Source organism: Caldimonas sp., assembly GCF_046289365.1.
Lineage (GTDB): Bacteria > Pseudomonadota > Gammaproteobacteria > Burkholderiales > Burkholderiaceae_C > Caldimonas.
Genome location: NZ_JBKBVU010000116.1, coordinates 1 through 10525 on the forward strand (window position 1 = coordinate 1; position 10525 = coordinate 10525).

9 protein-coding genes and 1 pseudogene are annotated in these 10525 nt (G+C 69.7%); 6 read left to right on the forward strand and 4 right to left on the reverse strand.

From position 1 onward, the window contains the following. Positions 1 to 773, reverse strand: a pseudogene (locus ACK42S_RS11850) (5-methyltetrahydropteroyltriglutamate--homocysteine S-methyltransferase); the annotation flags it as partial. Positions 774 to 884: 111 nt separating this feature from the next. Here ACK42S_RS11850 and ACK42S_RS11855 point away from each other — a divergent pair. Continuing rightward, positions 885 to 1772, forward strand: coding sequence for a LysR family transcriptional regulator (locus ACK42S_RS11855; protein WP_409707492.1), 888 nt, complete (start codon positions 885 to 887; stop codon positions 1770 to 1772). Between the two features lie 19 nt (positions 1773 to 1791). On the opposite strand, the gene ACK42S_RS11860 is transcribed toward ACK42S_RS11855, so the two are convergent. From ACK42S_RS11860 to ACK42S_RS11870, 3 genes are read right to left on the reverse strand one after another with little or no spacing between them, the layout of a single operon-like run. After that, a complete protein-coding gene (locus tag ACK42S_RS11860) occupies positions 1792 to 2655 on the reverse strand; it encodes an MOSC domain-containing protein (RefSeq protein WP_409707495.1) in 864 nt (287 codons plus the stop codon). Continuing rightward, complete coding sequence (locus ACK42S_RS11865) at positions 2652 to 2846, reverse strand: hypothetical protein (RefSeq protein ID WP_409707498.1); 195 nt, start codon at positions 2844 to 2846, stop codon at positions 2652 to 2654. Before ACK42S_RS11865 ends, ACK42S_RS11860 begins: the two co-directional genes overlap by 4 nt. Next, positions 2797 to 5097 carry an AsmA family protein gene (locus tag ACK42S_RS11870; protein WP_409707501.1) on the reverse strand — a complete coding sequence of 767 codons (2301 nt, stop codon included), beginning with the start codon at positions 5095 to 5097 and terminating at the stop codon, positions 2797 to 2799. The genes ACK42S_RS11865 and ACK42S_RS11870 overlap by 50 nt, the downstream gene beginning before the upstream one ends. 40 nt (positions 5098 to 5137) lie before the next feature. Here ACK42S_RS11870 and ACK42S_RS11875 point away from each other — a divergent pair, with 40 nt between their 5' ends. The 5 genes from ACK42S_RS11875 to ACK42S_RS11895 all read left to right on the forward strand — a co-directional run. Next, complete coding sequence (locus ACK42S_RS11875) at positions 5138 to 6244, forward strand: FAD-dependent monooxygenase (RefSeq protein WP_409707504.1); 1107 nt, start codon at positions 5138 to 5140, stop codon at positions 6242 to 6244. Positions 6245 to 6255: 11 nt separating this feature from the next. Further along, complete coding sequence (locus tag ACK42S_RS11880; protein WP_409707507.1) at positions 6256 to 6975, forward strand: DsbC family protein; 720 nt, start codon at positions 6256 to 6258, stop codon at positions 6973 to 6975. Between the two features lie 9 nt (positions 6976 to 6984). Continuing rightward, entirely contained in the window at positions 6985 to 8724 is a 1740-nt protein-coding gene (locus ACK42S_RS11885) for a M61 family metallopeptidase (protein WP_409707510.1), read from the forward strand. 368 nt (positions 8725 to 9092) lie between these two features. Continuing rightward, positions 9093 to 9605: a toxin VasX gene (locus tag ACK42S_RS11890; RefSeq protein WP_409707513.1), complete on the forward strand. Its 513-nt coding sequence runs from the start codon at positions 9093 to 9095 to the stop codon at positions 9603 to 9605. Next, a partial coding sequence (locus ACK42S_RS11895) for a hypothetical protein (protein ID WP_409707516.1) occupies positions 9599 to 10525 on the forward strand: 927 nt, incomplete at its 3' end. The genes ACK42S_RS11890 and ACK42S_RS11895, both read left to right, overlap by 7 nt.

Sequence of the window (10525 nt, forward strand, 5' to 3'; positions counted from 1 at the left end):
ACCGGCAGGTGGGCGGCCAGGTACAGGTTGTCGCGCAGCGCGCCGAAGTAGGTGGTCACCAGCAGTTGAACAGGCACGGCCTTGAGGGTGTGGTAGGCCAGGTTGAAGGCGTGGCGCCAGCGCTCGTCCAGGTCCTGTACCAGCGCCGGCTCATCCATCTGCACCCAGGTGGCGCCGGCGCGGTGCAGGCGTTCGAGCCACTGTGCATAAACCGGCAGCAGCCTGGGCAGCAGGTCCAAGGGGTCGGAGCCGTCGCGCGCCTTGCCCAAGCGCAGCAAGCTCACCGGCCCGAGCAAGACGGGCTTGCCTCGCACCCCCAGGGCGCGGGCCTGTTCCCATTGCGCCTGCAGCCAGGCATCGTCGAGCTGGAATTCGGTGTGGGCGTCGAACTCCGGCACGAGATAGTGGTAGTTCGTGTCGAACCATTTGGTCATCTCCGCAGCGGCTACCGGGTCGGCGCTGCAGTGGGCATGGGCGCGGCCGCGCGCGGCACGAAAGTACACCGACCATCGGTCGAGCCCGGCGGCCTGCGCGCGTGCCGGCAGGCATCCCAGCGCCGCACAGGTGTCCAGCACATGGTCATACAGCGAAAAGTCGCCCACCGGCACCCAGTCGAGCCCGTTCTGAGCCGCCCAGTGCCGTTCACGCAATCGGGCGGCGGTGTGCAAGACGTGATCGACGGGAACCTCGCCACGCCAGTGGGCTTCGAGGGCGAATTTCAGTTCACGGTGCGCGCCGATGCGCGCGAATCCGAGGTTGTGGGTGGTGACCATGGGCATGGGCGTCCTCCGTCGGGAAGGGTGGTGTTTGTCGAGGACGCGATGCTGTCGCAGGCCACGGATGAAGTAAAATGATGATTTGTCAGATTTCAATCAAAACGGTTCATGATTGAGAGGATCCACCTCGCAATCGTCCGGGAGGTGGCGCGCCAAGGATCCTTGACCGCTGCTGCGCAGCACCTGTGCCTGACACAGTCGGCGCTCAGCCACACGATGCGCAAGCTCGAGCAGCGCGTGGGAACGCCGGTGTGGCGTCGGGAAGGCAAGCGCCTGGTGCCCACACAAGCCGGTCAGGAGTTGCTGCGCACGGCGCTGCGGGTGTTGCCGCAACTGGAACTGGCCGAGGATCGCTTGCGACAATACGCACGCGGCGAGCGCGGCACCTTGCGCATCGGGATGGAGTGCCATCCCTGCTACCAGTGGCTGCACCGGCAGATCGGTCCGTTCCTGGCGCGTTGGCCGGATGTGGACCTCGATGTCCATCAGCGGTTTCAGTTCGGTGGCATGGGCGCCTTGCTGGCCCATGAGATCGATGTGCTCGTGACGCCGGACCCTGTGCAGCATTCGCAGGTGCATTTCGAGCCGGTGTTCGATTACGAGCAGGTGCTGGTGGTCGCGCAGGGGCACCGGCTGGCCGGGCAGGGGCATGCCGACCCTCAGGATCTGGCCTCGGAGACCTTGCTCACCTATCCGGTCCCGGCCGATCGGCTCGACGTGTACACGCGCTTCCTGACCCCGGCGGGTGTGTTGCCGCACCGGCACAAGACGGTGGAAAACACCGAGGTGCTGTTGCAGTTGGTGGCCGCAGGGCGGGCGGTGACGGCCATGCCGGCGTGGTTGGCGCAGGAGTACGCCGCGCGCTTGCCGATCACCTGCGTGCGCCTGGGTGCGGCCGGGCTGCCCAAGCAGATCCACCTGGGGGTGCGCCGCTCAGACCGCGCCGTGGCCTACGTGGCCGACTTCTTGCGTCGGTGCCGCGGCACGGCGGCTTGAGCGGCGCGGGGCGCTTCGGTCAAAAGGCCCAGCGTCCCACGCCGGTGTGGCCCACGCGCAGCAGCCGCTCCACGCCGTCCAGCACGATGGCGTTCATGCCGAAGGTCAGGCCGCCGTTCATGCGCGCATCGGCCCGGTAGCCCGCCAGCGTGTCGCCCACGGCCTGCCCGGTCTCGGCCGTGGCCGGGTCCACGTCGGGGATGGAACAGCGCACGCAGGGCTTCACGAGCTTCAGGCGCACGGGGCCGTCGTCCGTCTCGATGTGCAGTTCTTCCAGGTGGTCTTCGGCATGGGCCGTCAAGGTCTCGTCCACGGCATCGAGCACGAGGTTGGGGCGGAAGCGCTCCATCGTCACCGCAGGCCGGCCCTGGGCCGCCAGGCGCGTGTTGAGCTCGTCCAGCGCCAAGCGGGTGACGACCAGCAGCGGGAAGCCGTCGGTAAACTGATTTTCAGCTTCGATACCGCCTGTCCACTTCAGGCTGGACAGGCGCTTGTGATCAGGATCGAAGCGCACCAGGCGCACGCGCCGGCCCAGGAAATCGCTGAACCACTGGGCGGCCAGGTCGCCCATGTCGTAGGCCGGCACGGTGTCGTCCCAGACCGTCACCCGCGTGGGGGCCTCCACGGTGTCGTAGGCGATGTGCAGGGCCAGCATGCCCGGCGCTCGCAGCACCATGTCAGCCGCGCGCAGCGTCGGACGGATCAGGGCCATGCGCGGCAGCTCGCGCTGGCTGAGGAAGTCGCCGCGCTCGTCGACCACCATCCAGGCCCGATCGAACTCCAGGCCGGTCTCGATCATCAGGGCCTGGTTCACCGGCACCGCCGCACACGACTTGATGGGATGCACATACAACGCTCCCACACGGAAATTCACGTCGCTCACTTGAAGAGTCCTCTCAGCTTGTCTTTCAGTTTGTCCTTTGCGACATCCTCCAGGCTGCGCGCAGCGGCAGGCTCGGAGGCGGCGCCTTCTGCGGGCGCTGCCTTGCCTCCCAGGCGGCCTTTGAGCTGTTCTTCCAGCTTGTCACGCAACTGCGTGGTGGCGGCCTGGGCGGCCACGGCCGACCAGCGCACATTCCACTCGATGGCCTCGAGCGGGCCGGTGAGGCGCACCGGCACCGTCAAGCCGCGCAGGGCGGCCAGTTCGGCCCCCCCCCTGGCCCTGGGCCGTGGAGGTGACGGCCGCCCGCACGGTGTAGTCGATGCGGTTGCGGCCGATGTCAATGAACCCCTCACCGCCCACGCGCAAGAAGGGGCTCTTCATGTCGAGGTCCTTGCTGCGCGCCACGCCCTCGGCGACCTGGAAGCTCACGCTCATCTCCGAGAAATCGGTCTGCTCGGTGGCACGGGCTTGCTGAAGCGCATCGCGGTTGAGTGTGAGCGCGGCCTTGGCCTCGCGCAGCGCACGGGCCAGGTTGAAGCCCTTGATGGCGCCATCACTCACCTGCAGGGCGGCCTGGCCGGCGAGGGCCGAGCGCAGTGCCTCGACCGTGCCACCGCTGGTGCTCAGATCCAGGCGCAGGTCGCCGCGCCCGGCCAGCAGGTCCTTCTCTGCGACGTCGCGCACTGCGGCTCCCACGTCGATGCCCTGGGCCGTGCCGCGCAGGGCGAGACGCCGGCTGCCGGCCTCGGCGCGCGCGTTGCCATCGAAGCGCCCGCCCCAGATGCGGCCGGCCAAGGTGGGCACGACGAGGGTGCCGTCCTTCAGTTCGGCCTGGACGCGGGCGTCCGCCAGGCGGTAATGCCGATAGGCGAGTTCGCCGGCCTGCAGCTCCAGGCGGCCCTGCACGGCCTGTAGGGCCGACAGATCCACCGCCCTGGGGCCTGCGGGGGCGCGGGCCGGGGGCGCGGCGGTCGTGGCCGAGGGGGCCAGCACCTCGTTGAGATCGAGCCGGTCGAAGCGGGCCTGGGCCTGCAGCGTCGGCACCGCAGTGGACAGGTCCAGGCGGCCGGACGTGGTGAAGCCGTTGGTGCCCAGCCGGCCCTCGAGCTGCCACTGCGACACAGCGGCCGATCCTTGTGCCTGGCCCTGGAGCTGCAGGGTCTGCGGCTGTAGGCCCGGGGTCTCCACGCGTGTGCTGCCGCGCAGGTGGAGCAGGGCGACCTGCAAAGTTTGGGGCTGCACCGTGAGCAGGGCCTGGGCTTGGCCGTCGAGCGCATGGGCGCCGCTGCGGCCCTTCAGGCGCAGTCGCAGGTCGGGCAGCTCGACGCGGTCGAAGCCGCCGCGGGGCGTCGCGGAACGGAACTCAGCCTGCGCGGCGGTCGGGCCGGAGGCCGCGATCCGGCCTTGCAGCGGCCCGCCCTGGATCGCATCACCGGCCACTTCCAGTGAGGGCCAGTCGAGATCGAGCGCCAGGGTCTGGGCGTGCATGCGGGCCTGCAGACGCAGGGCCAGGGTGTCGACGACGAGCGACCGGCGTTCGGGCTCGAAGCCGAAGCGCTCGATGCTCAGGCTGCTGTCGTGCCACTGCATCGCGCCGCGGCTGGCGCCCCAGGTCAGGCGCAGGCCTTCGGCCTGCACCGCGTGCTGCGGGCCGTCATAGGCCAGCATGCCTTCGAGCTGCGCCGCGATGCCGGTCCATCCTGCGGCCTGACCCTGCACGGTCAGCGCCATCTCGCGCAGCGCCGCTGAGGCGGTGTCGAGGTCGAACTGGACGCGGGCACGGCCCTGGACATCCACCTGGGCGGCCGGTTCGTCCATGCGGGCTTGCAGATCGAGTTCGACGTCGGTGGGCACCTGGTGGGCCAGGCGGCCGGTGCGCAGGCGGCGCAAGTGCACCTCGCCGCGCACGGCCGCGGGCCGGTCGTCGAGCTGCAAGCGCAGGTCTTCGACCAAGACACCCTGCACGTCCAAGCGCAGCGGCGTGGAAGCGGCCGGCGGGGCCGCCGGTGCCGGGCCGTCCGCATTCCGGCGGGGCTTGAGCAGGTCGTCGATGTTGCGCCGGCCTTCGCTGTCACGCGTGAGCCGGACGCTGGCATGGCGCAGCTCGACCTGCTCGACTGCCAGCACGCCGCGCAGCAAGGGCCACAGGGCCACCGACAGCGAAGCCTGCTGGACGCTGGCAAACGTTTCGGGCTGGTCGCGCTCGCTCAGCGAAGCCTGCTCGATGCGCACGGCCAGCCGTGGCAGCAGGCTCAGTCTCACCGGCCCTTCGAGTTTCAGCTCACGCTGGTGGTGTTCCCGCACCCAGTGGACCGCCAGGCCCTTGTAGCGTTCGGCATCGAACTGCAGGACCAGCCAGGCGGCGGCGATCAGGGCCAGGGCCGCCAGGCCGGCGGCCAGCCATGCTGCGCGCCGAAGCCAAGAAGATGAGGTGCGGGGCATGGGCAGGATCATAGGGCCCCGGCCCCTACAATGGGCCTTCATGACCCGTTACGACGTTTCCATCCTGGGCCACGGCATCGTCGGCAAGACGCTGGCGCTGGCCCTGGCGCGCGAAGGCCTGCGCGTGGCGATCAGCGCACCCCCGTCGGCGCAACCCGTCGAAGACGTGCGCGCCTACGCGCTCAACGCGAGGTCGGTGGCCCTGCTCGAAGGACTGAAGGTCTGGCCCCATCTGCCCGCCGGGTCGACCACGCCCGTCTACGACATGCGTGTCGAGGGCGATGCCCCGGGCGCCACGTTGGAGTTCTCGGCCTGGCAACAGGGGGTGCGCGAGCTGGCGTGGATCGTCGATGCGGCCGCACTGGAGCAGGAACTCTCGCGGGTGTTGCAGTGCCAGCCGCATGTGACGGTGGTCGATCGACCGGTCCAGGCCGAGCTCGAAGCCATCTGTGAGGGCCGCTACTCGGCGCGCCGCGCGGCGCTGGGGGTGCGATGGACGCGGCATGACTATGGCCAGACGGCGCTGGCGGCCCGGCTGGTGGCCGATGCCCCGCACCGGGGCGTGGCTCGGCAATGGTTCCGCAGCCCCGATGTGCTGGCCCTTCTGCCCTTCGACCGCCCGCAGGCCGACTGCTCCTACGCCTTGGTGTGGTCCTTGCCCCGGGCCCAGGCACAGGCCTGGCTGGAAGCGCCGCCGGGCGCACTGGAGCAGGCCCTGAACGAGGCCACCGGCGGTGCGGCTGGCCGGCTCCAACTGCACGGCACCTGCGTCGGCTGGCCGCTGGCGCTCGCCCAGGCCGACCGGGTGTGCGGCCCGGGCTGGGTGCTGCTGGGCGATGCGGCCCACGTCGTGCATCCGCTGGCCGGGCAGGGGCTCAATCTGGGCCTGGCCGACGTGCAGGCCCTGGCCGAGGTGCTGGGCGCGCGCGAGGCCTGGCGTTCGCCAGGCGACGAGCGGCTGCTGCGCCGCTACGCGCGTGCGCGCAGCGCCCCCACCTGGGCCATGGGGCAGCTCACCGATGGCCTGCTGCACCTGTTTGCCGCCTCGTCGGCACCGGTGAAGGAACTCCGCAACCGCGGCCTGGGTCTGGTCAATGCCCTGCCGCCCTTGAAGCGCTGGCTCACGGCCCGCGCGCTCGATGCCTGAAGGAATCTGCGATGTCTTTGCGCTCCCCCCTGGCTGCGCTGCTGTTGGCGGCCCTGGCCCTGCCCGGCTGGTCCAACGAGGCAGTGATCCGCAAGAAGTTCGAGACCCGTGTGCCGCCGGATGCAAAGCTGGAGATCCTGCCCACACCGATCAACGGCTTGTTCGAGTTGCAGGTCGGCCATGAGGTCTACTACACCGATGCCCAGGGCAACTACCTGATCCGCGGCGAGCTGATCGATCTGGAGGCGCAGCGCAACCTCACCCAGGAGCGCGTGGCCAGGCTCACGGCCATCGACTTCGCGAGCCTGCCGCTCAAGGACGCCATCGTGATGAAGAACGGCAACGGCAAGCGCAGGATCGCCGTCTTCGCCGACCCGAACTGCGGCTATTGCAAACGTTTCGAGCGCGACGTCCAGCAGGTCAAGGACGTGACCGTCTACACCTTCCTCTACCCGGTGCCCATTGGCCCGGACTCGGAATCCAAGTCGCGCGACGTGTGGTGCGCCAAGGACCGCCTCAAAGCCTGGCAGGACCTGATGCTGCGCGGCATCGCTCCGCCGCCGGCGCCGGCCGGCTGCGACTGGAAGGCCGTGACCCGCTCCACCGAACTGGCGCGCAAGCATCGCATCAGCGGCACGCCGGCCCTGATCTTCGAGGACGGCACGCGCATCCCCGGCGCACTCAACACCGCCCAGATCGAGCAGCAGCTCGCCCAGGTCAAGGCCCGCTGAGCGCACCGGATGATCCACTACCGCATCGAACCGCACAGCCTGCAGGCCCACCTCTATCGCGTGGTGCTGCGTGTTGCACGTCCGCAGGCCGACACCACGGTGTCGCTGCCCGTGTGGATCCCCGGTAGCTACCTGGTGCGTGAGTTCGCCCGCCACCTCCAGCATCTCACGGCCCGGCAGGGTTCGCGCACGGTGCCGCTGGAGCAGCTCGACAAGTGCACCTGGCGGGCCCGCTGCACCGGTACGGCCGCGCTCGAAATCGAATACCAGGTCTACGCCTTCGACACCTCGGTGCGCGCCGCCTACCTCGATGCCCACCGCGGCTTCTTCAACGGCACGGGAGTCTTCCTGCGTGTGCACGGCCGTGAGGACGAGCCTCACCGTGTCGAGCTGCGCGGCCTGCCGCGCGGCTGGCAGGCGGCCACGGCCTTGCCGGTGATCCGGGCCGACGCGCGCGGGCAGGGTGTGTACGAGGCGGCCGACTATGATGAAGTGGTCGACCACCCGGTCGAACTGGGGCGCTTCTGGCGGGGGCGTTTCAAGGCCCAGGGCGTGGAACACGAATTCGTCGTGAACGGTGCCGCCCCGAGCTTCGACGGTGAACGCCTGCTGCGCGACACCCAGCGCATCTGCGAGACGGCCATCGCCTTCTGGCATGGCCGGCGCAAGCCCCCCTTTGCGCGCTACGTCTTTCTGCTCAATGTCGTCGACGACGGCTACGGCGGCCTGGAACACCGCGCCAGCACCGCGCTGATCTGCAGCCGGCGCGACCTGCCACGCCTGGGCGACGAGGGCCTGTCCGACGGCTACGTCACGCTGCTGGGCCTGATCAGCCACGAGTATTTCCACACTTGGAACGTCAAGCGCCTGCGGCCGGCGGAATTCACGCGCTACGACTACAGCCGCGAGAACTACACGCGGATGCTGTGGTTCTTCGAAGGCTTCACGTCTTACTACGATGATTTGTTGCTGCGCCGTGCCGGGTTGATCGACGAGGCCCGCTACCTCAAGCTGCTGGCGCGCACGATCACCAACACCATCACGCTGCCGGGCCGCCAGGTGCAAAGCGTGGCCCAGGCCAGCTTCGATGCCTGGGTGAAGTACTACCGTCCCGACGAGAACACCGTCAACGCCACGATCAGCTACTACACCAAGGGCGCGCTCATTGCGCTGGCCCTGGATCTGCGGCTGCGTCTTGAAGGCCAGGGTACGCTGGACGAGGTGATGGCTTGGCTGTGGCGCCACACCGACGGCGGCCCGATGGACGAGGCCCTGTTTGCACAGGCGCTGGAGGCCGTGGGCGCTCGCAGCTACCGCCGGGAGATCCAGGCCTGGGTGCACGGCACCCAGGATCTGCCCTTGGAAGAGCTGCTGCGCGCCCATGCGGTGCGCTGGCAGCGCGAGGCGCCGAGCTGGGCCCAGCGTCTGGGGGTGCGTGTGGCTGAGAACGGCGCGGTGACGGTGAAGATGGTCCTGCGCGGCAGTGCCGCCGAGCGCGCCGGACTGGCTGCCGGCGATGAGCTGCTGGCCGTGGACGGTTGGCGCCTGCGCAAGCTCGACGACCTCTCGGTCTACCTGGCGCGCTCCAGCGGGCCTGGCAAGGCGCGCCTGCTCATCGGCCGCGACCAGCGTGTGCTCGAGCTGTCGGTGCAGTTCCCCGCCGGGCTCGGTTCCGTGACACTGGTGCCAGCCGACCCGGCGCCGGCCGGCGAGCTGGAGCGCCGGCGTGCCTGGTTGAAGGCGCGTTGACGGCAAGCCTGCCGAGGCGGCCGAGCCCGCGGGCGGCTCTCAGGCCGCTCTCAGTCCGCTCGCTGCTGGGCATCGCCTTGGCCAGCCACCCGGCCGATGCCGAGCGCATTGCTGCCTTCCGCGACGCAGCGCGCTGAGCCTGGTCGCGTGACATCCCCGTGTTTTTTGTAAGCGGGAGTAATTCCGCCGCCTGCGGCATTGGAAGCGCGCAGCAGCCTGCGCATACTAGCGGGCTCATCGCACGTCGAACAACGCTTCTGAAGGGAGGAGCCTGGCGATGACATCCCCAACCGACGTGGCCCAGGTCGCGCACATGGCCATGCGCGGCACGGACTCCTCCCGCACTGCGCAGGAAGGAGCCCACGCTGGTGAGCACGGCTGCTGAACCCTGCAAGTACTGCCACAAAAGCGGCTTGTCGCTGCTGCTGCTGCGCCCCAGCCCGGTGGCGCTGCATGCGCAGTTGCAAGTGCCCGGCTCCCGTGAGGTGGCCGCCGACCCGGCGCTGGTCGAGCGCTGGGTGCCCGCAGGCCTGACACAAAGCCGCCCGGTGCTGCGCTTGCTGCGCGCCGGCTACGTGCACCTGTACATTCCCAAGACCGGCCAATGGCGCAGCTGGCGCGTCACGCCCCAAGCGCACCTGCTGGCGCAAGACCACCCCGCGTTTGGCATCGTGTGTGCCAACACCGTGTGCACCCGGCCCGAGCACAACGCCTCGGGCTATCAGTTGCTGCACCTGCCGCAGGCGCACGAACTCATTGGCCAGTCCATCTGGCTGGCCTTCAGCGCCAACCTGTGGAGCGACAAGCTCAAGGCGCGCAACCGGGCCAACCCCCAGGCCATGGTGGAGGTGCGCCTGGGGCAGGCGCCGGCGATGTGCTGAGCCACAGCCGGCTCAAGCGCCTGGCGGCCAGCAACGCCCAGGGGCGCGTGCGGCTGCAACTGGCCACCGACACGGTGCAGGCCCGCGAGGCGGGCGTGGCCGCAGCCGAGTTGGCCGCCGGCGGAGCGGGCCGCCTGGGCGGCGGGGCGCTCGCGCGCGCGCAGTCCGCCGCTTCGGGGGCGGCGCTGCGCGTGAGCGAAGACGAGTTCATGCGCCTGGTGCAAGCCCAAGCCGGCTGGCACCACAAAGCCGTGGCGCTGGTGGGCGAACTCGCACGCGCCCTGCCCGCCACGGCCCTCACGCTGGAAGGCCAGATCGGGCTGTTGGGGATGTGGCTCAATGGGATGGGGCTGAAGAGCACCTTAGACACGTTGATCAAGACCCGCGGTGAGGATGCGCTGGATTGGTTCAACGCCTTTGACTCCCTCTTCGGTGTGGTGGCCGGTGGTGCGCAAGTGCTGGAATCCGCCTGGGGCGCCAGCCTCACCCACCGGCTGGGCGAGCAAGCGGCCAAGCGCGCCGTCTCGGTGGGCGTGCTGCAAGCCGTGGGCAGCGTGGCGGGGGCGGCGTCGGGGTTTTCGTTGGCGGTGGGGCAGGCGATCAAGGCCAATCGAGCTCGTGTGAGCGGGGACGAAAGTGTCTTCTACTCCTATCTTTCGTCCTTTGGTGCGGCCCTTGGCTTCACCGCCTCCAGCGGCATCCTGGCCTGGGGCGCGGTGGCGCGGGTGATCGACCGGCGGCTGGGCACACACGGGGCGCTGTGGCGCGGGGCAGCCCGGGCCCGGCTGGCCAACATGGCGGTGCGCCGGGCCAGCGTGCGCCTGGGGCTGAGGGCGGCCACGGGGCTGGGCTTGAGCTTGACGGGCTGGGGCCTGATCCTGGTGGGGCTGAGCCTGGTCGGTGAGGTGCTGGCGGTGGTG

What these genes read in the sequence shown, in the direction of transcription:
- ACK42S_RS11855 (WP_409707492.1), top strand. Translation starts at nt 885, where the DNA reads ATGATTGAGAGGATCCACCTCGCAATCGTCCGGGAGGTGGCGCGCCAA.
- ACK42S_RS11875 (WP_409707504.1), top strand. Translation starts at nt 5,138, where the DNA reads ATGACCCGTTACGACGTTTCCATCCTGGGCCACGGCATCGTCGGCAAG.
- ACK42S_RS11870 (WP_409707501.1), bottom strand. Translation starts at nt 5,097, where the DNA reads ATGCCCCGCACCTCATCTTCTTGGCTTCGGCGCGCAGCATGGCTGGCC.
- ACK42S_RS11885 (WP_409707510.1), top strand. Translation starts at nt 6,985, where the DNA reads ATGATCCACTACCGCATCGAACCGCACAGCCTGCAGGCCCACCTCTAT.
- ACK42S_RS11880 (WP_409707507.1), top strand. Translation starts at nt 6,256, where the DNA reads ATGTCTTTGCGCTCCCCCCTGGCTGCGCTGCTGTTGGCGGCCCTGGCC.